At 62.1% G+C, this 25,589-nt stretch carries 25 protein-coding genes; 3 read left to right on the top strand and 22 right to left on the bottom strand.

Features of this window, described 5'->3' with window-relative positions; translation table 11 throughout:
• Positions 1-138: 138 nt before the first annotated feature.
• The 10 genes from prfB to AK2_RS12185 form a co-directional block, all read right to left on the bottom strand.
• A protein-coding gene (gene prfB / locus AK2_RS12230) for a peptide chain release factor 2 (protein ID WP_217994701.1) occupies positions 139-1,294 on the bottom strand; the annotation gives its coding sequence in 2 pieces (ribosomal slippage) (positions 139-1,227 and positions 1,229-1,294; 1,155 coding nt in all).
• Between the two features lie 84 nt (positions 1,295-1,378).
• Positions 1,379-3,766: a preprotein translocase subunit SecA gene (gene secA, locus AK2_RS12225; RefSeq protein ID WP_067934791.1), complete on the bottom strand. Its 2,388-nt coding sequence runs from the start codon at positions 3,764-3,766 to the stop codon at positions 1,379-1,381.
• 282 nt (positions 3,767-4,048) lie between these two features.
• Positions 4,049-4,594 (bottom strand): ribosome hibernation-promoting factor, HPF/YfiA family, encoded by a 546-nt coding sequence (gene hpf, locus AK2_RS12220; protein ID WP_067934788.1) that lies wholly within the window; start codon positions 4,592-4,594, stop codon positions 4,049-4,051.
• 60 nt (positions 4,595-4,654) lie between these two features.
• Positions 4,655-5,077, bottom strand: coding sequence for a flagellar protein FlaG (locus AK2_RS12215; RefSeq protein WP_067934785.1), 423 nt, complete (start codon positions 5,075-5,077; stop codon positions 4,655-4,657).
• 115 nt (positions 5,078-5,192) lie between these two features.
• Entirely contained in the window at positions 5,193-5,645 is a 453-nt protein-coding gene (locus AK2_RS12210) for a hypothetical protein (protein WP_067934783.1), read from the bottom strand.
• A gap of 194 nt (positions 5,646-5,839) precedes the next feature.
• On the bottom strand, positions 5,840-6,190 hold the full coding sequence (locus tag AK2_RS12205; protein WP_067934781.1) for a flagellar biosynthesis anti-sigma factor FlgM: 351 nt from the start codon (positions 6,188-6,190) through the stop codon (positions 5,840-5,842).
• 65 nt (positions 6,191-6,255) lie between these two features.
• Positions 6,256-7,080 carry a sigma-70 family RNA polymerase sigma factor gene (locus AK2_RS12200; protein WP_067934778.1) on the bottom strand — a complete coding sequence of 275 codons (825 nt, stop codon included), beginning with the start codon at positions 7,078-7,080 and terminating at the stop codon, positions 6,256-6,258.
• A gap of 26 nt (positions 7,081-7,106) precedes the next feature.
• Positions 7,107-7,508 carry a TIGR03826 family flagellar region protein gene (locus AK2_RS12195; RefSeq protein WP_067934776.1) on the bottom strand — a complete coding sequence of 134 codons (402 nt, stop codon included), beginning with the start codon at positions 7,506-7,508 and terminating at the stop codon, positions 7,107-7,109.
• A gap of 156 nt (positions 7,509-7,664) precedes the next feature.
• On the bottom strand, positions 7,665-8,531 hold the full coding sequence (locus tag AK2_RS12190; protein WP_067934774.1) for a ComF family protein: 867 nt from the start codon (positions 8,529-8,531) through the stop codon (positions 7,665-7,667).
• Entirely contained in the window at positions 8,528-9,394 is an 867-nt protein-coding gene (locus AK2_RS12185) for a DegV family protein (protein WP_067934772.1), read from the bottom strand. Before AK2_RS12185 ends, AK2_RS12190 begins: the two co-directional genes overlap by 4 nt.
• A gap of 279 nt (positions 9,395-9,673) precedes the next feature.
• Between AK2_RS12185 and AK2_RS12180 the strand changes: the two genes are divergently transcribed.
• Positions 9,674-11,005: a helix-turn-helix domain-containing protein gene (locus AK2_RS12180; protein ID WP_067934770.1), complete on the top strand. Its 1,332-nt coding sequence runs from the start codon at positions 9,674-9,676 to the stop codon at positions 11,003-11,005.
• Here the strand turns inward: AK2_RS12180 and AK2_RS12175 are convergent.
• The 7 genes from AK2_RS12175 to AK2_RS12145 all read right to left on the bottom strand — a co-directional run bounded on the left by AK2_RS12175 (position 10,971) and on the right by AK2_RS12145 (position 17,684).
• Positions 10,971-11,402 (bottom strand): glycosyltransferase family protein, encoded by a 432-nt coding sequence (locus AK2_RS12175; RefSeq protein WP_067934768.1) that lies wholly within the window; start codon positions 11,400-11,402, stop codon positions 10,971-10,973. The two genes, AK2_RS12180 and AK2_RS12175, sit on opposite strands and share 35 nt — an antisense overlap.
• Before the next feature lie 74 nt (positions 11,403-11,476).
• Complete coding sequence (locus AK2_RS12170) at positions 11,477-12,133, bottom strand: response regulator (RefSeq protein ID WP_067934765.1); 657 nt, start codon at positions 12,131-12,133, stop codon at positions 11,477-11,479.
• The gene (locus tag AK2_RS12165) at positions 12,093-13,289 is read right to left on the bottom strand and encodes a sensor histidine kinase (RefSeq protein WP_067934763.1); all 1,197 of its coding nucleotides are present in this window, start codon (positions 13,287-13,289) and stop codon (positions 12,093-12,095) included. The genes AK2_RS12170 and AK2_RS12165 overlap by 41 nt, the downstream gene beginning before the upstream one ends.
• 263 nt (positions 13,290-13,552) lie before the next feature.
• Positions 13,553-14,743 (bottom strand): methionine adenosyltransferase, encoded by a 1,191-nt coding sequence (gene metK / locus AK2_RS12160; RefSeq protein WP_174521158.1) that lies wholly within the window; start codon positions 14,741-14,743, stop codon positions 13,553-13,555.
• A gap of 192 nt (positions 14,744-14,935) precedes the next feature.
• Positions 14,936-15,145 carry an alpha/beta-type small acid-soluble spore protein gene (locus AK2_RS12155; protein WP_067934759.1) on the bottom strand — a complete coding sequence of 70 codons (210 nt, stop codon included), beginning with the start codon at positions 15,143-15,145 and terminating at the stop codon, positions 14,936-14,938.
• A 122-nt stretch (positions 15,146-15,267) separates the two neighbouring features.
• Positions 15,268-16,026 carry a WecB/TagA/CpsF family glycosyltransferase gene (locus AK2_RS12150; protein ID WP_245632894.1) on the bottom strand — a complete coding sequence of 253 codons (759 nt, stop codon included), beginning with the start codon at positions 16,024-16,026 and terminating at the stop codon, positions 15,268-15,270.
• Between the two features lie 80 nt (positions 16,027-16,106).
• Positions 16,107-17,684, bottom strand: coding sequence for a gluzincin family metallopeptidase (locus AK2_RS12145; RefSeq protein WP_067934757.1), 1,578 nt, complete (start codon positions 17,682-17,684; stop codon positions 16,107-16,109).
• A gap of 196 nt (positions 17,685-17,880) precedes the next feature.
• Here AK2_RS12145 and AK2_RS12140 point away from each other — a divergent pair, with 196 nt between their 5' ends.
• Positions 17,881-18,078 carry a cold shock domain-containing protein gene (locus AK2_RS12140; protein WP_026962745.1) on the top strand — a complete coding sequence of 66 codons (198 nt, stop codon included), beginning with the start codon at positions 17,881-17,883 and terminating at the stop codon, positions 18,076-18,078.
• Between the two features lie 162 nt (positions 18,079-18,240).
• Here AK2_RS12140 and AK2_RS12135 read toward each other — a convergent pair whose 3' ends face one another.
• The 3 genes from AK2_RS12135 to AK2_RS17670 all read right to left on the bottom strand — a co-directional run bounded on the left by AK2_RS12135 (position 18,241) and on the right by AK2_RS17670 (position 22,390).
• Positions 18,241-20,154 carry a S53 family peptidase gene (locus AK2_RS12135; protein ID WP_217994700.1) on the bottom strand — a complete coding sequence of 638 codons (1,914 nt, stop codon included), beginning with the start codon at positions 20,152-20,154 and terminating at the stop codon, positions 18,241-18,243.
• A 172-nt stretch (positions 20,155-20,326) separates the two neighbouring features.
• Positions 20,327-22,066 (bottom strand): phospho-sugar mutase, encoded by a 1,740-nt coding sequence (locus AK2_RS12130; RefSeq protein WP_067934755.1) that lies wholly within the window; start codon positions 22,064-22,066, stop codon positions 20,327-20,329.
• A gap of 198 nt (positions 22,067-22,264) precedes the next feature.
• Entirely contained in the window at positions 22,265-22,390 is a 126-nt protein-coding gene (locus tag AK2_RS17670; RefSeq protein ID WP_281180660.1) for a hypothetical protein, read from the bottom strand.
• Between the two features lie 56 nt (positions 22,391-22,446).
• Between AK2_RS17670 and AK2_RS12125 the strand changes: the two genes are divergently transcribed.
• Positions 22,447-23,805: a helix-turn-helix domain-containing protein gene (locus AK2_RS12125; protein ID WP_067934754.1), complete on the top strand. Its 1,359-nt coding sequence runs from the start codon at positions 22,447-22,449 to the stop codon at positions 23,803-23,805.
• On the opposite strand, the gene AK2_RS12120 is transcribed toward AK2_RS12125, so the two are convergent.
• Positions 23,779-24,600: a carbohydrate ABC transporter permease gene (locus tag AK2_RS12120; protein WP_067934751.1), complete on the bottom strand. Its 822-nt coding sequence runs from the start codon at positions 24,598-24,600 to the stop codon at positions 23,779-23,781. The two genes, AK2_RS12125 and AK2_RS12120, sit on opposite strands and share 27 nt — an antisense overlap.
• Complete coding sequence (locus AK2_RS12115; protein ID WP_067934803.1) at positions 24,600-25,562, bottom strand: carbohydrate ABC transporter permease; 963 nt, start codon at positions 25,560-25,562, stop codon at positions 24,600-24,602. Before AK2_RS12115 ends, AK2_RS12120 begins: the two co-directional genes overlap by 1 nt.
• Positions 25,563-25,589 lie beyond the last annotated feature (27 nt).

Genomic DNA, 25,589 nt, shown 5'->3' with positions numbered 1-25,589 from the left:
CAGGATACCACGGCACGCGCTGCGCCCACATGCCACCCTCAGCACGCCCGCAAAAGCCAAAAGGCCAACCTCGGCGCAACCCACGCTGCGCCGAGGCCGGCCATCTGTGTCCCAAATCCAGGCCGAGGGTCTCGGTCCTTACACGTCCAAATCGCCGCCGGCTGCGGCCACCGCCTTGCCCTGCTGGAGAGCGAGCTGCCAGCGCAGGTAGGCGTCGATAAACGGATCGAGCATGCCATCGACAACCGCCTGGACGTTGCCGATCTCCTGGCCGGTGCGGTGGTCCTTGACCAAGGAATACGGGTGGAACACGTACGAGCGGATCTGGCTGCCCCAGGCAATCTCCTTCTGCTCGCCGCGCAGTTTCGCCATCTGCTCCTCCTGCTCCTGCCGCTTCTTTTCGGCCAAGCGGGCGCGCAGCAGGTTCATCGCCCGTTCGCGGTTCTGAATCTGCGAGCGCTCGCTCTGGCAGGTGACGACGATGCCGGTGGGCAGGTGGGTGATGCGCACCGCCGAATCGGTCGTGTTGACATGCTGACCGCCGGCACCGCTCGACCGGTACACGTCGATACGCAATTCCTCCGGCTTGATTTCAATGGTGTCGTCCTCGTCGATCTCCGGGATGACATCCACCGACGCAAACGATGTGTGACGCCGCCCGGAGGCATCAAAGGGCGAGATGCGCACGAGGCGGTGCACACCCTTCTCGGCCTTCAGATAGCCGTAGGCGTTGTATCCTTTGATGAGCAGGGTGACGCTCTTAATGCCCGCCTCGTCGCCGGGCAGGTAGTCGAGAGTCTCCACCTTGTATCCTTTGTCCTCCGCCCAGCGCGTGTACATGCGCAACAACATGGCAGCCCAATCCTGGGACTCGGTGCCCCCGGCTCCGGGGTGGAGTTCGACGATGGCGTTGTTGGCGTCATGCGGGCCCGAGAGCATCAACTGCAGCTCAAACTTCTCGATGTCCTTTTCCAGCGCAGCGGCGGCTGTGTTGGCCTCCGCGAACAGGTCCATATCGTTCTCCTCGGCCGCCAGCTCAATCATCACTTCCAGGTCGTCTTGGGCTGACTCCAGCTTGCGCATCTGCTCCACGTACCCGCGCAGGCTGTTGACCTCGTTGATGACCTTCTGCGCGGCCGCCTGGTCGTCCCAAAAACCGGGATCGGCCATCTTTTCCTCCAGTTCGGCAATGCGCTGCTCCTTGGCAGCGACGTCAAAGAGACCTCCCGATTTCCGCTAATCGCTTAGCCATAGTCTGCGCTTCGCCGCGCAGTTCCCCAAACGTCTCTGCCATGAAAATTCACCTCTGCTGAAAATTCGTTGCTGTGTCACGCTACGCCATCGATCCGCCCGTGCACCGCCGCCCTTGCCGGCCGCATCAGCCACCCTGCACCGGCACGCTGTCATGAATCGGCACCGGCTGCGGGGTCATCGCGATGGTGGACTTGAACACGTAGAGGATGACCTCTTCCTCGATGCTGCGGATCATGGCCTCGAACATTTCGTAACCCTCTTTTTGGTAGATCACGAGCGGATCGGCCTGACCGTACGACCGCAGGTGCACCCCTTGCCGGAACTGGTCCATCGCGTCGATGTGATCCATCCACTTCGAATCGACCGTGCGCAGCACCACCACGCGCTCCAAGTCGCGCAGGAACGGCCCCAGCTCTTCCTCCCGCGCGTCGTAGTTTTGGTGCAGGATGTCATACAGCTTCTCACGCAGTTCATCCCGCTCCAAGCCGCGCAGGTCTTCCGCCTTGACCTGACCCGGATGGAGGAAGTGGCGTTCGCCAAAGGCCACCAGCGCGTCCAGGTCCCAATCCTCCGGCACCTGCTCGGTCGAGCAGTAGACCTCCAGCATGTGGTCAATCAGGTCCTTGCCCATCCCTTCCACCACATCGCGCAGGTTTTCCTGCTCGAGGATCTGCCGGCGCTGACGGTAGATCACCTCGCGCTGCTTGTTCATGACGTCGTCATAGCGCAGGACGTGCTTGCGGATGTCGTAGTTGTTGGCCTCGACCTTCTTCTGCGCCCGTTCCATGGCGCCGGTCAACATCTTGTGGTCAATCGGCTGGTCTTCGTCCAAGCCCATGCGGTCCATCATGCGTTTGATGTTGTCCGATCCGAACAGCCGCAGCAGGTCATCCTCCAACGACAAGAAGAACTGGGAGGAACCCGGATCTCCTTGACGGCCGGATCGGCCACGCAACTGGTTGTCGATGCGACGGCTTTCATGCCGCTCGGTACCTATGATATGCAGGCCGCCGAGATCCGGGACGCCCTCGCCCAGCAGGATGTCCGTGCCGCGTCCGGCCATGTTGGTGGCAATCGTCACCGCGCCTGCCTGTCCTGCCAAAGCGATGATCTCCGCCTCGCGCTCGTGCTGCTTGGCGTTGAGCACCTGGTGCGCAATGCCCCGGCGTTTGAGCAGGCCGGAGAGCAACTCGGACTTCTCAATGGACGTGGTGCCGACCAACACAGGTTGTCCCTTCTGATGGCGGCGGACAATCTCCTCGACCACCGCGTTGAACTTGCCGCGCTGCGTCTTGTAGATGACGTCCGGCAGGTCCTGGCGAATCATCGGCCGGTTGGTCGGGATGACGACGACGTCCATGCCGTAGATCTCCTGGAACTCCTTCTCCTCTGTCTTCGCGGTACCCGTCATACCGGAGAGCTTCTGGTACATGCGGAAGTAGTTCTGGAGCGTGATGGTCGCCAGGGTCTTCGTCTCGTTCTGAACCGGCACGCCTTCCTTCGCCTCAATCGCCTGGTGCAGTCCCTCGCTGTAGCGGCGGCCCTGCATCAAGCGGCCGGTGAACTCATCGACGATGATGACCTCATCGCCGGCGACGACGTAGTCCTTGTCGCGCTTCATCAACCCGTGCGCCTTGAGCGCCTGCGTGATGTGGTGCATGAGCGCGACGTTGTCCGGATCGAACAAATTCTGCACACGGAAGAAACGCTCACCTTTCTTCACGCCGGAGTCGGTGAGATTGACCGTGCGCATCTTCTCGTCGACCTCGTAGTCATCCGGGGACAGGCTGCGCACGAACAGGTCGGCCCGGAAGTAGAGGTCGGCCGATTTTTCCGCCGGCCCCGAGATGATGAGCGGCGTCCGCGCCTCGTCAATCAGGATGGAGTCGACCTCGTCGACGATGGCGTAATGCAGCGGCCGCTGCACCATTTCGTCCAGCGACATCACCATATTGTCACGCAGGTAGTCAAACCCGAACTCGTTGTTGGTGCCGTAGGTGATATCGGCTTGGTACGCTGCCCGTTTGGCCGCGGGATCCATGCCGGCAATGTTCAGCCCGACCGACAAGCCTAGAAACTGGTGCACGCGCCCCATCATCTCGCTGTCGCGGCGGGCCAGGTAGTCATTGACAGTGACCACGTGCACGCCTTTGCCGGTCAGCGCGTTCAGATACGACGGCAGCGTGGCGACCAAGGTCTTGCCTTCGCCGGTCTTCATCTCAGCGACCTTGCCGTGGTGCAGCACAATGCCACCCATCAGCTGCACGTCAAAGTGACGCTGGCCGAGCACCCGCTTGGCCGCCTCGCGCACCACAGCGAACGACTCTACGAGCAAATCGTCCAACTTGGCACCCTGCTCCAACCGGCTGCGGAACTCGCCCGTCTTGGCCCGCAGGTCTTCGTCGCTCAAGGCCTCCATCTGCGGCTCCAAATCGTTAATCCGGGCGACGACTTTGCGCATCCGGGCGATTTCGCGTTCATTGCTGTCAAACAGCTGCTTCAGGACTCCCACCCGAAGGTCACGCCCCTCTCTGTGCGTGGGCCCCCGCAGTCGCCGAATCGCGGCGGGTGCCGGAGCCCAACATCTCCTAGTATAGAATTGTACAGGGAGAGGACGGGAATCACAACTCGGAGGAGTCTTTTTCCAAAAGAGCGGGGCCCAACATCAGTCTCACCTGAATACTCACGCCCGCCGTGCGGGCGGGCGTGGTTGCCTTTCATACATGCACATAGCGGGAGCGAAGGCGGCACAGAGTCGATGCCAACAGTCGCCCGCGTCCATCCGACAACGAGGTCACTGGGGTTCAATCAGGCCATAGTTGCCGTCGCGCCGACGGTATATCACATTCACCTCTTCGGTGTCCGCATTCGTGAAAACAAAGAAATCGTGGCTCAAGAGTTCCATTTGCAAAACCGCCTCTTCCACGTCCATCGGCTTAATGGGAAAACGCTTGGTCTTGACCACGCGCAGTTCCGCATCATCCGATGCGCGGCGAGCGGCTTCCTGTCGGGAGGATTTGATACGTGTGCGCAGACCCTGCTCGCGAAACCGTTGGTTGAGCTTCGCCTTGTACCGGTTGAGCTGCTGCTCCAGCTTATCGACCACCAGGTCGATGGAAGCGTACATGTCTTCCGACTCTTCTTCGGCGCGGAACAGCACACCGTGCAACTGCAGGGTCACTTCGACGCGGTGTTGATTGCCCGCCACCGACATCGTCACGTGCGCCTCTTTCTCAGGTGGAGTGTCGAAGTACTTTTCCAGGCGACCGAGCTTCTTCGCGGCATACTCCTCAAGGGCACCGGTTACTTCCATGCGGTCACCACGTACGAGTACGTTCATGTTTGACTCCTCCCTTCGTGACCCCATTATAGCACGGGCGCAGCCCAGGCGCCATAATTATCAGATAGTTTCGTCGGAAATGATGCCGCCCACATCACCTTCCAAAATCCGCCGCACTCCATCCGGCGGGATCTCCAACAACAGTTGGCCCGTCTTCGCATCCAGCAGATTGACGAATACCCGATTGGCCTTGTCGTCATATTGAAACTCAACCCGCATCGCGCGCGGCGCCAGCTGCTGGTTGACCGCATCGATGGCCTTCTGCAGGGTTGGGCTGTCCACTTGTCCAGGGGCGCTGCCTTCGCAGCTTGTTCCCGTTTCGGGATGAGGCGCCACCGCAGCCCCGTTCGCTGCCACTGTCGCGGCCGACAGCGCCATCTCTCGGGCACCAGGCTGGCGCTGCAGCGGATGCCCATTCCCCGCCGGAGCGGCGCGCGAAAAGTCCACGGACACAGCGTGATGATTCGGATAGCGTACGTCCATAGGCCTCTCCTTTCCAACCTATACCAAAAGCGCACCCGCAACGTGAGGGTGCACCCGTGACGCCTGCAAATTGATGCGCAGCGGACCTGCCCAGCCCCAGGTTCGACAGCTCGTCTCACCCCTGCTGATTGACACGCAGGCCCGGCGGTAACCGGAATCCCCCGCCCCGGTATGCGGCGGTGAACCGCAACGACCGACTCACACGCTCCAGTCTGTCCTGCAATTCTCCCTGGACCGCGTGCAGCCGCTCACCCAATTCCTGACTCTGCCGCGCCGTTTCCTCCAGCCGACCCGCCACAGCAACGGCCGCCTTGCGAACCCGCCCGTCCGCGTGTTGCGCCAACTCCCACACCGTGTACTTGTCCGACAGCCGCAACTCCCGCAGCATGCGAAACGACTCGTCGCGGCGGCTGAGCGCATCCAGAATTTCATCGATCCGCTCGGCAAAACGCTCTCCGTCCGCCTCGGTCGTCGGCAAATTGGCCAGCACGGCCCGCCCCAGCGTGAGCATCTCATCCAGGCGCCGCTGCACCTGCTGCAACAAGAACAACAGCTGCTCCGTATCCATTCCGGCCTCGCCCCTTGTCTCCGGCCTAAACTCCTGGTCCTGCCGCGCAGTTCTGCGCGCCTCCCGCCTGCCTCAGACGACACGTATCACCCGTATTTCTTTGCTTCTCTCAACCTTACCCCATAATGAATGGTCTGAGGCCCGACGTTCATCGACCCGTGCTCAGCCGTTCTGCAGCGAACCGGCAGATGGACTCACCGGGCATTCGGGAGATTGGAGAACAGCACGCCGCTCTCCAGCAGTCTGTCGGCCAACGTCTCCAAGTCCAGCGGCTGCCCGGATTGAAACGCCTGTTTGACTGCCGCCACCTTATTGGAACGGTCGGATCCGGCCAACTCCCCTTCCGTTTCTGCCGGTGACACGGCTGAGCTGGATGCCACAAGGCCGGCAGCCGCAGCTCCGGCTGTCTCTTCTGCCGCCCGGATGGCCTTCCCCGTGCGAGAGTCCACCACATCTGCCTCTCGTGGCTGTCCAGCACTGCTCGGCCGCAGTCGCTCGGCGTTGGGACCTATACCGGCCGGCCAACCGGTCTCGCCAATGCGCATGTTCTCACCACCCGCTCCGCTTCTCGCTTTATATATCTGAAACACGGCACAAAACTTGCAGACAGTCAAGTGCCTGCTTGGCGGTTTTTCTTGATGCGCGGGTTTGCGGCTCCTGCACGGGCCGCATCCCTGCCCTCCGCGTCTGCGCGAGCAGGGGCCCCTTTCTCCAGTCCGCCAAGCAAATCCCGCAGCTTGGCCAACGCCCGGCTGTGAATCCGGGATATCTGCGACTCACTGACCCCCACCACATCCGCCGTCTCTTTCATCGTCAACTCCTCCACGTAGTAGGCGTAGAGGACCTGCTGCTCGCGCAGGTTCAACTGCCGAAGAGCGCGCATCAACTCGGCTCGGGTCTCCTGCCAGTCCATGGTCGCCTCCGGACTCGCGTCTGGGCGCTCCTCAACCACATCGAACTGGCCCGCCTGCTCCAATTCCTCCACCGACCAGACGGCCGTCCAAGCGCAATCGGCCAACCAGTTCTGGTATTCCTGCTCTGACAGCCCAAGCTGCGCCCGCACCTCCTCATCGCTCGGCGTCCGCATCAGCCTCTGGCTCAGTTCGTCCACCGCGCGGTGCAGACGCGCCTGCTTATCTCGCAGGCTGCGCGGCAACTGGCGTTGTCGCGCCACTTCATCCAACATACGCCCCCTGATGTGGCGGCTGGCAAACACCGCGAACGGCACTCCGCGCGCTGCGTCATACCTGTCTATCGCCTCGTACAGGCCGAGAATGCCGGCGTTGACCAAGTCTCCGTACTCCAAGCGACCGTCCTGGCCGACGGCGGCGAGTACCCTGCGAGCGATCCGGTAGACCAATTCTAAGTTCTGTTCGACTGTCTCCTGGCGGCGAGTCTGCTGCCACTGACGATACGCGTTGTAAGGTGTCGCCACGCTCGCACCTCCACTCCCGCTGCGCTCTAGCGCGAATAATAGCCGTGTCTGCGGGAGAGGGGCGTATCCGTTTGAACCCTGGAATTCTCTTTGCCCTTCTCGGCCATCCCGAGCAGGCTCGACAGCTCTTGCGTACAACGGGAACAAAACCGCCCCACCTGGATGGGCGCGCCACACCGCTCACAGGCATAAGTGAAATTGGGGAGGTCGCGGATGATCAACCGCCCGCTCTTGATCATGTCGACAATCAGATCCAGGTCGACATCCGTCGCTTCGCTCGTCTCAAGGATAGTGGCGTAGCGGTGTTCCTTGAGGTACGCGCGCACTTTCTCGAACGCCTCGTCCTCCTCCGCGACGCAGGCCGGGCAGATGTCGCGCGACACGCGGTTGAAGATGCGCCCGCAGCGTTTGCAATTGGCAATCGTCATGAAACGTCCCACCCTAGACCGGGCCTGCCGAGACCTGACAGCCGCCCAGCAGCCCGAAATCTATTTCTGGAACATTTCCACTTGCCACCGTCATTTTCCTGCTCCATTCGACAAAATCCGCGCATGCAGGGCAAGAGCCGCGCAAGCCGAGCGGGCTCACCTCACGCGGGCAATCGCCACCCCGGCCACTTGCAGGGCGCCCGCGGAGAACAGCGCGTCGGCGCACGCCGCCAGGGTTGATCCGGTCGTCACCACGTCATCCAACAGCAGGAACCGTTGTGCCCGTACGCCCGCCCGGAGCAAGGGATGGACCAAGGCCTCGGGGCGGACGGCATAGCGGCCAACCGTTCCGGCGCTGCGCTGGGCCGCCGACTTGGCGGTCTGTGATTGCGTCAGACCGCTCCCGTCATCGGCGCGCCTCAGCAAACCCGGCCATACGGGGAGACGTGTTCGTGTGGAAATCCGCTCCGCCAGCAGGAGCACGTGGTCATAGCCACGCTGCTGCCACCGATCACGCGATGTGGGGACAGGGACCAAAAGCCACGGCTCTCTGCCGAACACCCGCGCCAGCGGCTGCAGGGCCGCCTCGACAAAGACGGCGAGCCAAGGAGTCAGGGCGAGCACGCCGTCATATTTCCAGGCGCGGATGAACGTTGGGATATCCCTGTCATAGGGGATGCCGCAGGCCAGCGGCACACGCCCCAGCCGGGTCTGCAGGCAGCCTTTCCAGACCCGTGGCTGCAGGGCGGCGAGGCGCTGGACGCAAAACAGGCAGAATCGGCTGCCATCCGAACGCGCCGCATCCACCATCGCCGGGCCGGGCAACGGGCGGTGGCAAAGAGGGCAAATGGGCGAAGCATCCGGATACAACCACGACAATGCTGCCCGCATCAGGAGGCGTGCCCGAAAACGAGGTGTCAGGCGGGCCGGGGCACGCTCTCGCGACCTTCCCCAGCCCCCCGCGCGGCCACGAAGCAGGATGCCCGCCGGGCAACGCGGGAACCAGGGTTTGCCGGCGCTCATCGTCCATCCCACCGGGATGAGAGCCGCGGGTAATAGACCAAGGCGAGCACCCCCGGACCGGTGTGCGTGCCGATGACCGGGCCCAGTTCGCTAATGTCCGCCTGGATGTTGGGGTAGCGGGCGAGCAGGTCCTGTCTGAGCCTCTCCGCGTCTTCCAGACGCCGCGAATGCACCACCCCCACCTGGAGCGGGCGACCGTCCCTGGCATCCTCGTCAAAGCGCGCCAACATCCTCTCCATCGCTCGCCGGTGCGTGCGTACCTTTTCGAACAGGTCAATCCGCCCGTCGTTTATCGTTAAAATCGGCTTAATCTGCAGCAGCGCCCCGAATACCGCAGACGCTCCGCCAATGCGCCCGCCTTTGTGCAGGTATTCCAGTGTGTCGATGACAAAGTAAGCGTGCATCTCTTCCAACTCACGCCGCCAAAGATTCAGCACATCCTCTTTGCTGCCTCCCTGGCGTGCCAGCGCCGCCCCGTCCAACAGCGGCCCGGCGATGCCGTAACTGGCAATCCGGGAATCGACAACGGTCACGTCGCCTCCGACCTGCTTGGCCGCTATTTCAGCCGACTGCGTCGTGCCGCTCAGACCGCTGGAGAGCAAGAGGCACAGCACACTGTCATGGTCTTTCAGGAGCCGTTCAAACACCTTCGCAAACTCCCCCGGGGTCGGCTGTGAAGTGGTCGGCAGCTTGTCTGCCTCCGCCAGCCGGGCGTAAAACTCTTCTGCAGTCAGATCCACGCCTTCGCGGAACGTCTCACTGCCGAACAAGACGGACAGCGGCACCACCTCAATCCCATACTCGTTTGCCTGCTCTGGTGTCAGATACGCCGTGCTGTCGGTGACAAAAGCAATATTCCCCATGCATTGGACCTCCTATCTCCCCGAGACGGTGCGCCGGACCTGAAGACCCGCATCAGGGATGAAATTTCCATTGATGTATATATATTCTTTCCAATATAGGGCTAGGATTTCTCGTCAGTATCCTGTAAAATCCCATTAGTATTCTGTCTTCTATCTTGTATTCCTGAAGATTCTATCCGATCCGCCCCCACGGCCCGCCATAAACACACAAAGGAATACACAGAAAGAACACTCAAGAAAAACACTCAAGACATCGGCAAAGGGTTGGTGAACTTTTCCATGACCTCCATCGGCGCAAAGGTCCGTGAAATCCGGCAACAGCGCGGGATGACGCAGGCGGAGCTGGCGAACGGCATTGTCACTTCGAGCATGATCAGCCAGATTGAATCCGACAAGGCGCGTCCATCCTATGCCCTGCTGTGTCAGTTGGCCAATCGCCTGGGGACCTCGGTCGAGTACTTTTTAGGAGAACTGGGCGATCCCTACACCCCGACGGCGATGCTGCGCACCGCCGAGTACTGGTTGCTGGCCGGCCAGCCGAACAAAGCCCTGGAGACGCTGCACCAACTACCCGTGCCCAATCCGCCAGGATACGAGTACCTGGAATACCACCTGCTGCTCGTCCAGGCGAAACGCATGCTGGGCGATTACAACGAGGTTGTACCGCTCCTGGAGCAACTGCGCGAATACGCCCTGCAGACGCAGGAGCAGCGAGCCTTGCTGCGCATCTACAGAGAGTCCGGGCAGGTCGAGTATGCCATGAACAACCCGGACGGAGCAATTCATGAATGGGAAAACGCGGTAATCTTAGGAGAACGCTTAGCGAATAAATCAGAATACTCGCGCACACAGGTGGAGACGGACCTGACCGAGATCTACCTGTTGCTCTACCAACTGTTGACGGAGCAGGGACGGGAAACGGAAGCAGCCGCGTGGGTGGAACGCGCGCTCCGCCGATCCCCCCGTCTTCACCGCCTGCACAGGATGGCCGACTCGCTGGCGAAAGATGCAGACCGGGCTCTCGCCCGCAACGACCCAGGTGGGGCCCGCGCGCTCATGGACAAGGCGATTGCCTTTTTGGAAGCTGCGCGTCACCTGGAGGGCCAGATGATGTTGGAATCCATCGGAGGCCGGCAGGAGCGGTGGCCTTCCCCCTGGCTGCGCGCTGGTCTCACCATGGCCAAAGACGCCGAATCCCTGGTCAGGATAGAGGAACTCTTGATTCAACACTTGTTGGATGAAGGGCGGATTCAGGAAGCGCTGGAACGAACCGAGGAGTGTCTTGCGTCCGTGGTCGGACATGTGCCGGAAGAGGCGCCGGCTGAACGCAAGCCGGACCTGACCATCCGCTTGCGTCTGCTGCGGGCGCGAGCCTGGTATGAACTCGGAGACACAGACAAGGCCCTGCGCGAGGTCATGGAAGTTGCCCAGGCAGCCGAGGCGTGTGGGGACAACGACGGACTGCTCGACGCCCTCGACGCCTATGAATACCTGCTGACCTGGTTATCGAAAACCGAAGCCGATGCGCAGACGGTATTCGCATGGAGCGAGCGCGCGGACAAGCTGATTGACAAACTCAGTGACAACAGAATCGGATCATATCTTCTGTGACGTCCCGCAGCTTCCGAACCGCCCGCAAATCGTAGATGCAGCCGACAAACGGCTCGGTGAGGCAGGTCCGCGTCAAGATGCGGCGAACCTCGTCTTCAGTTTCCGCCCGCTGCCAATGGATGCAGTCACGCTCCTCGGCAAGGCGTTCGAGGATGAGTGGGGTATCATCCGCAGACGCCGAATCAATCACAAGCACCCGCCGGGGCCGCGCAGACCACGCTGTCCGCAGGGTTAGGGAGCGCAGCACGCCCTCGATGTGCGCCTCAGCATCTTGCACAATGAGGACAAACGTCAACGGACTGGAAGCCAAGCGGCGCTTGAGCCGCTGGCTCACCTGCCAGACGAGAACCACGGCCCCATACAGGGCAAGTCCCCAAAATACCAGGGCCTCCACCATGCCCTCACCCCCTGCAGCAATATATGCGGGGAGGGAAAAGGAGGAACCTTCCCGAAGGTCGGGAACTCGCAATCTTACGACGGAATCCAGCGCCGCTTCATGGCCATCACCACGGCTTGTGTGCGGTCGGTCACGCCCAATTTGGCCAAGATATTGGAAATATGGTCTTTGACAGTCTTTTCCGTGATGCCAAGGGCTTGCGCAATCTCTTCATTGGATTTGCCCTGCCCCAACTCGCGCAGGACATCCATCTCCCGATTGGTCAGCGTCTCTTTCCATTCGTCGCTGAGCAGGGCCAGGTCGTGAAACTGCGAAATAATGGTGTGCGTCACCTGCGGATGTACCATCCCGCGGCCCGCCGCGACCTCACGGATGGCGCCCACCACCTCGGTGACAGATCCGTCCTTGACCAGGTACCCGGCGGCGCCGGCCTTCAACGTCTCAAGCACGTAGCCTTCATCGTCGTACATGCTGAGGATGATGATCTTGAGATCCGGATGTGTGACCTGTAGCCGGTGTGTCGCCTCGACTCCATTCAGCACAGGCATGTTGATGTCCAACAGCAACACGTCCGGCTGCACGTGTTCCAAGCCCTCCACCGCGTCGGCACCGTTTTTCCACATGGCGATGACCTGGAGATCGGATTCGTAGCTGAGTACCTCGCGCAGTGTCTCGCGAAATTGGTCATTGTCATCCGCGATGGCCACGCGAATGGGTTGCTGCGTTTCCAACCATTCCCCCTCCTTCTGCCTGCACACGAGTGAAATCGCTGCGCCGCAGGGGCAGGTGAATGATCACTTCGGTCCCTCCGTTCTCTCGCCGCTGCACGTCCAGGCTCCCCTGCAGCAACTGCAAGCGTTGATTGACCATCGTCAGGCCAATGCGCCCCTCCTGCAGCCAGCCTGACCAATCGACCACCGCCAGACCCACGCCGTCGTCGCGCACACGCACCAACAGCGTATCCAGTCCGTAGACCACGAAGATGTCCACCTTTCGCGCGTGGGCGTGCTGTTCCACATTGTGGAGCGCTTCCTGAACGGATCGAAACACCGCCATCTTTTCTGCCGCCCCCAGAGGCACCTCAATGCCGCTGAGATGAATCTTGGCCTGGACTTGGGTCCACTCGGTCCACTGTTGGACGTATCGCTTAAGCGCTGGAATCAACCCTAAGTCGTCGATGAGCGGCGGACGCAGGTCAAACGCTACCCGACGCAGATCTTGGATCACCGCGCGCAGCTGCCCCTGCACCTCCTGCTTGATGTCGCCGTCCAAGTGACTATGGGCCTCCAGCCGCATGGCGACGCTGGCCAGCAACTGCATCGGGCCGTCGTGCAGCACCTGCGCCAAAAAGCGCCGTTCCTCCTCCTGCATCTGCAACATCTGGAAGCCCAGCAAAGTCTGCAGGTGGGCTAATTCCAGCGTAGTGGAGAGACCGGCCAGGCCGTTGGCGAGATAGTCGCGGACGTGGTCGAACTTCATCAGCAACGATTCGGCGTTGTGCAGGGTCACCTGCATAGTCTTCAACTGGCGGGCCAATTCGTCGCGCCGCCAGCGCAGGTTGGCCTCGCGTTCGCGCCAGAGCTTCAGGTCGGTCTGCGCGTTTTCGGCTGCCGTATAAGCCTCGCGCATCTTTTCCTCCGCCTCGGGTCCTTCCAGCCGGCTCATTTCGGCCAACCGTGTGCGCGCCCGGCGCGCTTGCATCTCGGCCTGTGCCACCTCGGCAATGGCCTTCATGCAGGCATCCTTCGCCTGCTCGTACTCCGACTCCAGGCGTTGCAGTTCCCGAGACGTGGATTCGACAATCTGCCCGACTTGCCCGCGCCCTTCGGAAACAGCTGCCAGGGTCTTGTCAATAGCCTCCTGCAGCGCAGCGAAATTGGGATTCAACTCACACGTCGCCCTTCCGTTCAGTGTGGTCTATCCTTGCGGACCTGTTCCCAACGGGAGAATCATAGGTACGAATCGCAGTGTATTATGAATAATTCTGGATACCTTTATGATTTTCCTGCTGAACTTTGGCGAACAAAAGCAAAAGATGGATAAAAAAGAAATGGCGTCGGCCGGGTTCCCAACCAACGCCCAAACATGGGGTAAGGGTGATGCTATATCCTTCGCGCTGGACGATCCGCTTGTGGGGGTGGGCTGTTGCCTCAAAGCGCTTGGCGCAACGCCTCCGCCTTGTCCGTCCGCTCCCAGGGCAAATCCAAATCCAGCCGCCCGAAGTGTCCGTACGCTGCCGTCTGGCGATAAATCGGCCGCCGCAGGTCCAGGTCGCGAATGATGGCGGCGGGCCGCAAGTCGAAGTGCTCGCGGATGAGTTCGACGATTTTTTCCTCCGAGACCACACCCGTCCCGTAGGTGTCCACCGAGATGGACACCGGCCGGGCGACGCCAATCGCGTAGGCCACTTGCACCTCGCACTTGCGCGCCAGCCCCGCGGCCACCACGTTTTTGGCCACGTAGCGGGCGGCATAAGCGGCACTGCGGTCGACCTTGGTCGGGTCCTTGCCGGAGAACGCCCCGCCTCCATGGCGCGCGTAGCCGCCGTAGGTATCGACGATGATCTTGCGCCCAGTGAGACCCGCGTCCCCCTGCGGGCCGCCGATGACAAACCGCCCGGTCGGGTTGATGAAGTACTTCGTATTGGCGTCCAGCCACTGTTCAGGCACCACATGAGCAATCACGTGCTCCTTGATGTCCCGTTCAATGGTTGCCAAGTCCGCCTCCTCGCCGTGCTGGGTGGAGACGACAATGGTATCGATGCGCACCGGCTTGTCCCCATCATACTCGACAGTAACCTGGGTCTTGCCGTCCGGGCGCAGGTAGGTCAACGTCCCGTCCTTTCGCAACTCACTGAGCCGGCGCGCCAACCTGTGGCTGAGCGAGATCGGCAACGGCATCAACTCGGGCGTTTCGTCACAGGCAAAGCCGAACATCAGGCCCTGGTCGCCGGCACCGATAGCGTCCAGCTCGGCGTCAGTCATGTTCTTCTCGCGCGCTTCCAGCGCCCGGTTGACGCCGGCCGCGATGTCGGGCGACTGTTCGTCAATCGACGTGATGACCGCACAGGTTTCAGCGTCGAAGCCAAACTTTGCGCGTGTATAGCCAATCTCCGCGACGGTGCGGCGGACGATTTTCGGAATATCCACATAACAAGTCGTGCTGATTTCACCGGAGACCAGCACCAAGCCGGTGGTCACCGCCGTCTCGCAGGCGACGCGCGCGTTCGGATCATCCGCGAGGATGGCGTCCAACACCGCATCGGAGACTTGGTCACAGATTTTGTCCGGGTGGCCTTCGGTCACCGACTCAGATGTAAACAACCGACGTGCCGCCATCATTGTTCCCCCTTTGCGGATGGTGGATCACGCCAACCAATCCGAAAAAGCTTCGGACTCTCGGAAAAAAACCGATATGGATCGCAATCCGTATCCAAAACAACGTAATGGTATTATATTTGGCTGTATCCGTCAATCAGGAACAGGCGAGACCGCTATGGGCCTCGCCTGCTGCAACAAAGTATGCCGTCTGTGTTACCTGCCGCCGGAGGCCAACACCTGCTCCGCGTAGGCGACCAAGCGTGCCGTGATGCGGCCGCCGACCGCGCCCGTATCGCGGCTGGCAATCTCTCCCCAATAATCTTCGCTGCCCTGGTATACAGGGATGCCGAGTTCGTGGGCTATCTCGTACTTTAAATCGTCGAGAGCTTTGTGGCAGCCTGGAACCACGTGCGTCTTGCTCATCCGCCAGCACCTCCCCAGAAGTGCCAGCCTTACAGGCCGGCGTGCCCCTAGGATTTGCCGCCGCGGCGGTGCGCACACGCTGCGAATCTTTCCTCTCCCGCCAGACGCGGGGAGCCTGTCCATTAGGACGCCTGACGCCGGCTTCGTATCACATGCCAGGCGAAGCGTGGCAACGCCAGTTGGCGGCGCCAGCGCGCAGGTTGACGCAGCAACCGGTACAGCCATTCCAAATTCATCCGCCGCACCCAGGCCGGGGCCCGCTTGATGGTGCCACCCCAGACGTCGATGCTGCCGCCGACCCCGATGCCGACACAGGCTGGCAGGTCGCGCAGGTGTTCAAAGATCAGTTTCTCCTGCCGCGGTTGTCCGAGCCCTACCAGCCACAGGTTAGGCCTGAACCGGGCCACCTCCTCCAGCACCTCGGGCAAATCCGCGGGCGCAAAATAGCCATGATGCCCGGCGAACCGGCACCCAGGATAGCGGCGGGCGAACTCGGCCAAACAGGCGCTCAGCGACGCAGGCGTTGCGCCGAGCACGAACACGCGCAGCGGCTGGTGCCGTTCGCAGGCGGCGGCGAGCACGTCCTCGACCAAATCGACGCCGCTCACCCGCTCCACGCCGCGCCGCCCGGCCCGCCGCGCCGCCCAGATAATCCCCACTCCGTCCGGCGTGACCAGGTCGGCCACATGGAGGATGCGCTGCAGGTCTACATCCGCCACCGCCTGCATGACCAGCTCCGGGCCGGCCGTGACCACCATGTGGCGGCTGCCTTCCGCCACCCACCCGAGGATTTGCTCCACGACGTGGGACCGCGGCATCAAGTCAAACCGCACACCCAACACGTGGACGTGTTCTGCCGCTCCCGTCGATGTGCCCAGCAACGCGTCATCCCTCTCCTGGAATCAGCCTGTCCGTACGGTTTCACCCCACAGTATACATCAGATCCGGCAACGGCTCGCGCTCAACCGGCGGCGCTCGGTCCAGCAGACAACAACGGCAGAAGCGGATTCGTCTGGGTGTGCTCCGTCGCCCTATCGACGCGCACCGAAAACAGGCTTGGCTGCTCCAGGTAAGTCGTGCGCCCGTCCGCCGTCGTCACCCAGGCGTCGACAAATCCGTACAACCCGTCATGGTAGTCAAAGGCGAAGCCGCAGTGCGCCACCGTCTTGCCGTGCCACGTGTAGGGTTGGTCCGGGCTGATGTTGATGTAGAGGGTGCGGCTGTCCGGCGGCGCCGAGTCGCGGGTCTTCGTGACCGGGAGAGGGGATCCGCTCAGACGCTGACCCGCCGTGACGGTGAGATGGAGATCCCCCGGGGTCACGCGAAAACTCTGCCACACCTGGCTGTCGCGCGGCAAAATCCGGATATAGCCGCGAAAGCCGTTCGGGATGGACAGCGTCAGGTCCAGGCCCGGGTCCGGCTGACGCGCGGCCTGGTTCATCAGGCTGCGCAGGTGCGCGTCCAATTCGCTGCGAGTGATGTGAAACGCATCGGCAAAAGCAGTGTCCGGGGCGGCGCCGGCTTCCAGCCGCTGAAAGTAGGCTGACAGGCCGCCTGTTCCTTGGTGAGTGAACAAATCCGCCACCGCGAGCCAGTCCTGCAGTTCCAGGTCGTAGGGTGGCTGTCCGCTCAGAAGCGCGGATTCACTGTTGGCCAAGGGTATCCATTTCCCCTGCGCGCTGGCGGCCACCACCGACTCGGCTAGCTGACGGGCGTACCCGGCGTAGGCCACCGACGACTCCAGGCGGCGCTGGACGGACATCCCGGTGTACACCGCCAGACCCTCGTTCATCCAGCTGGGCACCGACCCGACGTCCTGATTGAGCACGGCATGCACCAGCTCGTGCCCCAGCGTGTTGCCCAGGTCCGGCGTCGTCTCGTTTTGGTAGAGCGGAATGATGATGGTTGAGTCCTGGGTGAAGCCGCCCGTGTCCTGGCTGAGCGCGCTTGCCTGTTGCTGGGACATGCCCTCGTTCGCCAGCGCCTGCGTGTAGGCGGCCTTGCTGCTGGCGAGCAGGATGTTGACGGAGGTGCGCAAATGCAGCCCGAGCAGACCGGTCACATCGTCGAGGATGCCGCCTTTGTCCAGAAGTCGACGCACGAGGGCCAATTGGCTGGCGGTGACTCCCTTATCCACTGCCTTGACCTGAACCAACGCGGTGTCACTGGCGCCGGTGTGGCTGCCGGCCCCCTGCGCGGGTGGCGCTCCTCCCCCCGGCGCGGCCGAATTCGCCCCCTGTGCGGGAGTCGGTGCCGCGCTGCCCGGCCCTCCGCCGACCGCGTCCTGGCTCGAGTCCGGGCTCCCGCCGGGTCCAAACTGCGGCAGCCCGCCCGTCAGAAGCGGCCGGACAACGCGCAGGACTGTGTCCGGATGGTACTGATACCAGAGAGCGGCGCCCGATGCCGCCGCCAACAGCAAGGCAAACACCGAGACCGTCAGGTGAAACCCCCGTCCCGTCGCTTTGGCCATGACCACACCCCGCTCGCAAAAAATCCGCGTGTTTCTAGTCTTAGTCTGGCCGCCAGCGACAGCGGACAAACCTGATTCTCCCACGCCGCATGCAACTTTGCCGGCGCGATGTGATATACTCTTATCAGAGGGTGTGTTTGACACACCCGCGCGCCGGTGTTATATTTACATCGGCACCAAATATCTTTTAGTACGATGGTACGGCGCAGGAGTACGGAGAAGTACTTGGCTCTGGTACGATGGTACTGAGTGGGAGGCATTACGTGTGCAAGGAACTGTAAAGTGGTTCAATGCGGAGAAGGGCTATGGTTTCATCCAGATGGAGGGTGGCAACGACGTATTCGTGCACTACACCGCCATCTTGGGTGAAGGTTTCCGTACTCTTGAGGAAGGCCAGGCTGTTGAATTCGACGTCGTCGAGGGTCAGCGTGGTCCGCAGGCTGCCAACGTCCAGAAACTGTAAACTTCTCTGACTGTACTCACATGAGAATCGAATCGCCCCGCATTTGCGGGGCGTTTTTTGCGTTCCGGATGACGATTCTTGTCGAATCCGGGGCCAATTCCTCCGTAAGCCCGAGAGTCTAGTCGCCCTGAACAGGCCCTCCGGGTCATGTCGTGGCCGTCGTCAACGACGGTTCTGGGATTCAGACACAAGATTGGTCAAGACCTTGTCCAAGTTCGCGACGTTGGGCGTCCCGATGCCGGTGGCTTGATCATACCCCTGTGCGCTTTGCCAGTACCAGTTGTCACCCGCCGTGATATCGTTGAACGGACGCTGCAATCCATAGCCGGAACCGGAGCGCGCGATGGTGTAGAGCAGCGGGTTCCACAGGCCGACGCGCCCATGCACGCTCTGCTCCAACAGCGCCGCGATGCCGTTGAGCTGGGGCGCCACGAAGCTGGTCCCGCCATACCCGGCTACCCAGCCTCCATCCGGGGTCGAATAGAGGAGGTAGCCTGTCTCTGGGTCCGCGTTCATCGAGAGGTCCGGCAGATTGCGCCCGGCGAAGTGAGCCGGTAGGTCGTAGTAATCCTGCGGTGTCGATCCGCTGTTGTCCACGACGCTCTGTCCTGCCGGCGTCCTGGCGATGCCCGCAAGACCACGCTGGTACCAGGGCAGGGACCAGTACGTGCTGACCCCGCCGCCGTCCCCCACCGGGAACAAGATGGACTCGTCATACCCGAGCGGCAACAGATAATCCCAGGCCCAGGCGCGCTCCTCCTTAATGGTGACCGTGCCCTTGGACAGCGTCAGGGTGGCCGGCACCGTCGTGCCACCGGCCGCGGTCACGTACGGATCGGCCGCCGGGGAATCGACCGACACCACCTTGGAAAAGGCAGGATACGGCAGTACACCGTTGACGTCGTACGCTCCCGCGTCGCCGCTGGCCGCGAACAGAGACTGCCCCTGGACGGCTGCTTCCATAAACACTTGGTGGAATGCTTGTAACTCGCTCGTGTAGTCGACGCCGCCATTCAGCTCAGCATAGTACAGCACCTCCGGCATCCCCCAGCTGACCGACAGGCTGTCCGCCAAGTTGGCGGAGATGGCCTTGTAGAACACGTCGATGAACCCGGCATCCGTGTTCGGCGCATCGTAGACGAGGATGTCAGCGTCTGGTGCGAGTCCCCCAGCCTGCTCCACATCCAGGGCTGTCTCGCCGGATCCATCCTCGGCGCCAAGAGGCCCGCCGCCGTCCACGTGCACCTGGGTAATCCGGTTGGGCTTGTACTTGAGACCGATGGTGTCCCAATACGTGTACGCGTCGCTCGGATCAAAATCGGCCAGGGTGACGATGCCGAGCGTCTGGCCCTTGCCCGTGACGCCATGCTGGTAGAGCGGATTCACGTCATAGAGGTTGGCGACGTCGCCCACTGTGTAGTCCTGTGGGACGCCGGTGGCCGTGCTGCCGCCTTGCGGCAAAACCACACGCGTCGATTGACCGTCCACCTGCGCGGTCCGGGCGCTCATCGGCCGTGCCAGCGCCTCGGTGTCGAGCCCGACCACGGCCAAGACGATGTCAGTCAGCGCCTTCGGGATGCGCGGGAAGCGCGCGGGTGCGTAGAAGCGGCGGCCGTGCCGCAGGTAATTGTGCAACGTGGTGTCAAACACCGTATTGAACTGCTCGGCCGTCCCCTCCACCTTCAGTAGCAGGTTGTCCGGATACACCTCGCGCACGCGCAGGCCGTTCGCCTCCAGGTACCGAGTGAGGGCCGCAATCTCCGCATCGGACGGGGCATACCGGCGTTTGAACTCCGCAACCGACAGGAAGTGGCGATACTCCGGGCTGCCTGGGGTCGAAACGTCCTGGATGCAGGCGGCCAAGTCGTTCCGGTTGCGCACCTTGAGCACCAGGCTCGCGGTGATCACCTGCCCTTCGTCAGTCGGTCCCAAATCCTTGGCTCCAGCCGCAGCCACGGAGGCTTCAGTGCCCGCCTTCTCAGTGGCCGCCAGCGCCATCTGGCCGCCGGAGGGCATCAGCGCGGTGGCAACGCTCAGCGCCGCCGGTGCCGCCACAAGCGCAAACCCCTTCTTCATCACCAGGCACCCCCATCCACAAGGTCAAATCCCCGCTGTATGGATTTTCACGATAGATTTACAAACTTCATTATACCTACTGGGAAAATCGAAAAGTAGGGAAACTTGGCGAAAGGAAAAATCCTGAGGGGCGCAAGAGCGTGGGGGCCCGGACGGCCCCCAGACCACTGGCTCAATCGGCCAGCGCGGTGATCTTTTCAGCCAGTTGATTGAGCCGCTGGATTTGCGTCAGACATCCTTCCTCGTTCGGAGCCTGGGCGCCCAGGTAAAGCTTCAGCTTAGGCTCCGTGCCGGAAGGTCGAACGGCCAACCACGATCCGCCCGCAAACAGGTACCGCAGCACGTCGGAACGGGGCAACGTCAACGCCTCGACCCCGCCGCTGCCGTCGGCGCGGCGGCGCTCCCCGGCCTGATAGTCTTCCACCGTCTCCAGCACCAACCCGTCCACTTCTGGCAGACCTTGCTCGCGCAGGCGCCGCATCACCGTCAGGATGCGCGCCAGCCCGTCAGCTCCGGGCAAGGTGACGCTGACCAGCCGTTCCTGGAAGTGGCCGACACGCCCGTACAGCGCCGCCAACGCGTCCAGCAGCGTACGCCCGTGCATCTGGTGAAACGCGGCCATCTCGGCAATCAGGAGGCACGCCTGCACAGCGTCCTTGTCGCGGACAATCGGAGAAGCGAGGTAGCCGTAGCTTTCCTCGTAGCCGAACACGAACGTCTTCTCGCCCGTCGCCTCATAGTGGCGGACGCGATCCCCTATATACTTGAACCCGGTCAGCGTGTCTTCCGATTTGATGCCGTACCTTCTCGCCGCGGCCGCGCCCAGCCCGGAGGTGACGATGGTCTTGAACACCACACCGTTATCCGGCAATTGCCCACGCGCCTGTCGTTGCGACAGGACGAAATCCACCAGCAAACCACCCACCTGGTTGCCCGTCAAGAGATGGTATTCGCCGTCCTGCCCACGCACCGCGATACCCACCCGGTCAGCGTCCGGATCGGTCCCCATCACCAGGTCAGCCTGTTGTCTGCGCGCCTCGGCGATGGCCATCGCCAGCGCCTCCGGCTCTTCCGGATTGGGCGAGCGGGTGGTGGAAAACTCTCCATCCGGCGCCTCTTGCTGGGCGACTACGAACACGTTCTTGTAGCCGGACTGACTCAGCACCTGGCGCACCGGCAGGTTGCCCGTGCCGTGCAACGGAGTGTAGACAATGCGCAGCTGCTCGCGGGCCTGTGCGGCCACCGCCGGTTCGCGCACCGCGTCGACCACTGCCCCCGTGTACGCCTTGTCCATTTCTTCGCCAATCCAGGTCAGGAGCCCGGCCGCCTGCGCCTCGTCGGCATCCATACGCGGAATCGAAAACAGGTCTGTGACGGCCTCAATTTCCTTCATGACCAACTTCGCTTCATCGGGCAGAAGTTGGCCGCCGTCCTCGTTGTACACCTTGTACCCATTGTATTCCGGCGGATTGTGACTGGCGGTGATCATCACGCCAGCGGCCGCCTGCAGACGGCGTACCGCAAACGACAGCTCGGACGTCGGGCACAGGTGCTCGAACAGGTGCGCCCGCACCCCGCAAGCGGCCAAGACACACGCCACCTCAAGCGCGAACTCACGCGACATGCGGCGGCAGTCATAGCCGATGGCCACCCCGCGGGTTTTCGCGTCCTCACCTCGATTGGCCACGTACCGCGCCAGGCCCAGCGTCGTCCTGCGTACCGTGTACACGTTCATCCGGTTGGTCCCCGGCCCCAGCACCCCGCGCAGGCCACCCGTGCCAAACTCCAGATCGCGGTAAAACGCGTCGTAGAGCGCGTCAGGCTGCTCGGCCAGAGCTTCCAACTGCGCTCGGAAATCCGGCGAATGACCACTGTAACTGAGCCATTGTTGATATCGCGTCGTCACGTCCACGTCGCCATACCACCTCGTTTCGGATGCTGTTATGCGATGCGTCCACCTCAAGATCATGCCGGATTGCCGCGTCCAAGGCAACCACTGGTGGGACAAAAGTCCGATGCCCTCCGCCGAAGATTGTGTTTATATGAAACCAAGGGGAGCACACAAAAAAAGAACCACAAGCCAGAGCGCTTGCGGTCCTCTGCCAGAGCCTCACAGGTTGGTCGAGTGCGAGAAGGGAGTCGGCGGAACACACCCGTCGTTCGGCAGAATCACAAGCGCCGCCGCAAAGGCCGCGACCGTTGACAGGGCAGCCGCCAGACAGGCAAGCTTTTTCATTCCACTCACCCCTTTGTCAACCATGATTTGGGCATACCGAGAGGGGGGCCCGCACTGTGACAGACACCCATCGCGAACTGCTCGCCTTCGTCATCGGCCACCGCATCCGCAGCCTGCGCCAGCGCCGGCGACTGTCCCAAGCCGACCTGGCGCACGGCATCTCCAGCCAGTCGCTCATCAGCCTGTGCGAAAGCGGCCGCCAACTGCCCTTGCCCGATATGCTGCAGTTGATTGCCGAGCGCCTTGAGGACAAGACGCTGGCCGAGTACGCATCCGCGCTTGCCACCGGTGACCTGTCGTTCAGCCGCACCATCACCGGCAACCGAGAGCTGCTGCTGGAGGCCTTGACCTCGCTGCGCGGACACTGGCAGAACGTGCATGAACAAGTCGCGACGGAACTCTGTCAACACTACTATACGACGAAAGATTTCGATATAGTACACCAGATCGGCCGGATGATCTTGGATCACGCCCAGGACCCCCGCACCCAGGCGGCGGCATGCTTCTATTCCGGCAGCAGTTTCCTGTTCACGCACGATTACGAAGAGGCGGAGCGCTGGCTGGTGATGGCCGAGCAGCACCTGGCCGACGCCGACAGTCCGCTGCGGCCGAAGCTCCTGTACAACCTCGGCTACACGTACACGCAGCTGGATAACCCCGTGATGGCGCTGTGGTACGCCCATCAAGCGGCGGAATGCTTTCAGGCGCAACAGGACCTGCCCAGCTATGCCAAGGCAGTGGGACTGTTGGGCGTGATTCAGGTGCGAGCCAAGCGTCCGGAAGACGGGGTCAAATCCCTGCGCTTGGCGTACGACGTACTGATACGTTGGGAAAGCGAGCGCGCGGACAGGGCACGCATCGCATGCAGCCTGGCTGCCGCCTGCCTGGAACAAGGACAGCTGGAGGAGGCGAAGACGTGGGCCGAGGAGGCGCTCGCCGGGGCGGAAGCGGCCGACGACGACCTGTGCGCCTGCCTGACGCTGCGCAATCTGGCGTTATGGTGCCATCGCCAAGGCGACTTTGCACAGGGGCTGAGGTTCCTCCACCGTGCCCTTGCCATCGCTCGCGCGCACAGGCTGCACAAGACGACAGCGGAACTGTTGCTGCTTCGCGCGGAGACCGAGTGCGACGGCGCCAAGAAGCTGGCCGACGCGCGCCAGGCGTTTGAGGCCGCCCTGAACGCGCACGACCACGTCCTGATTGCGCTGTCCGCCGAGGCGGTGGCCAATTTGCTGGAAGGGACCGGAGGTTCGCCCGCGACGGATGCGGCGTACGAGGTTCAGCAGTACCGCAAGCTGGCGCTCGCCCACTACCGCGCCTACGTACGCGCCGTCTCCTACGATTATCCGGGAATAGACCGGGTGGCTCCGGCGCAGCCCAACTCCCCCTCACCCTTTGACCGATCCGGCCAGTAACCCGCGCACGAAGTACTTGCCGAGGAAAATGTAGACGATGAGTGTCGGCAAGGCGGCCATGATGGCGCCGGCCATCTGCACGTTCCACTGAACAATCTGGCTGCCGGAAAGGTTTTGCAGCGCCACCATGACCGGCTGATGCGGCGGTGTGGTCAATGTGGCCGCGAATAAGAATTCGTTCCACACCTGCGTGAATTCCCAGATGCCGATGACGACGAACGCGGGCACCGACAGAGGCAGGATGATGGAGCGGAAGAGTCCCCAGTAGCCGTTGCCGTCGATACGCCCCGCCTCCAACAAGTCATCCGGGATGCCGACATAGAAATTGCGAAAGATGAGCGTGGCTATCGGGAGCCCGTAGATCACGTGCACCAGGACCAATCCCGGCACCGAGTTGTATAGGCCAATGCTGTCCATCACCTTGAGCAGCGGGATCAACACACTCTGGTAAGGGATGAACATCCCAAACAGCAGCCACTGAAACAGGGTACGGCTGCCGGGAAACCGCCACTTGGACAGGGCATAGCCATTGCAGGCGCCGATAATGGCGACAATGATGGTGGCGGGGATGGCCAGCTCCAGGCTGGTGGCCAGTCCCGGCGACAACCTCTCAAACGCCTGCCCCCAGCTGGACAAGTCGATTCGGGTGGGAAGCTGCCACATGCGGGCGAGATCGACCTCGCTGTTGGGCTTCAGGCTGGTGATGAGGGCGACGTACACGGGCATCAGATAACCGGCGGCGAAGACGCACAGGACAAGGTAGAGAACCGCCCGGTTTACACGGCGCAGACTCATCAGGGCTTCTCCCCCCTCAGGCTGTAGGTCAGGTACGGGACGATGAAAATGGCCAACAGCAGCAGCATGATGATGGAGATCGCCGCGCCCTGGGCATAGTGGTTGCCCTGAAAGGTGGTCTGGAACATGTCCATGCTCGGCATGTCGGTCACAAACGCGGCGCCGGGGCCCGTCATCGCGTAGATGAGATCAAACGTCTTCATGGAAATGTGGATGAGCATGATGACCACAGTCACCGTGACCGCGTTCAGCTGCGGCAGGATGACGCGCCAGAAGGTTGTCCAGGCGTTGGCGCCGTCCACCGCGGCGGCCTCCTTCAAGTCATCCGGGATGGCCCGCAGCCCGGACAGGTACAACGCCATGGCAAATCCGGACATCTGCCAGACGGCGGCGATGATGACCGCGAGCAGAGCCAGCGGCAGGCCGAACTTGATGTGTCCCCAGGGAATGGAGGGGACGATGGTGATATCCACATACCACTTCGGCAGGTGCGTCAGCCCCAGCGCCTTGAGAATGAGATTAACACCGGTGGAGGGGTTGAGCAGCCACTGCCAGACGACGCCGGTGACGATGAAGGCTATCGCCATCGGGAAGATGAACAGGCTGCGAAACAGCCCTTCCAAGCGGATTTTTTGATCCACCAACACGGCGAGGAACAGCCCGATGATCATAGAGACAAGGACAAACAGGACGGTGAAGAACAACAGGTTGCGCAGGTCCGACTGGAAGCGAAAGTCTTGAAAGATGGCCCGGTAGTTGGCAAACCCGTTCCACGAGAGGTCGGGAACCAGTGTGTTCCACTTGGTAAAGGATACGACGCCGGTCCAAACGATGAACCCATACACAAACACGGCGATGGCGATGATGGACGGCAGCAGGGTCAAGATGGGATAGACGCGCTCCCACGTCCACGGCTTGCGCGCCCGTCGTGGCTGCGTAATGGTCATCTCCGCGGGCTGCATGGCCACTGGCAGCTCCCCCTTCCTGGC

The sequence above is a fragment of the Alicyclobacillus kakegawensis NBRC 103104 genome, from assembly GCF_001552655.1.
Lineage (GTDB): Bacteria > Bacillota > Bacilli > Alicyclobacillales > Alicyclobacillaceae > Alicyclobacillus_G > Alicyclobacillus_G kakegawensis.
Note: the sequence above shows the minus strand (reverse complement) of the source record. Positions and strands in the feature narration are given on the sequence as shown.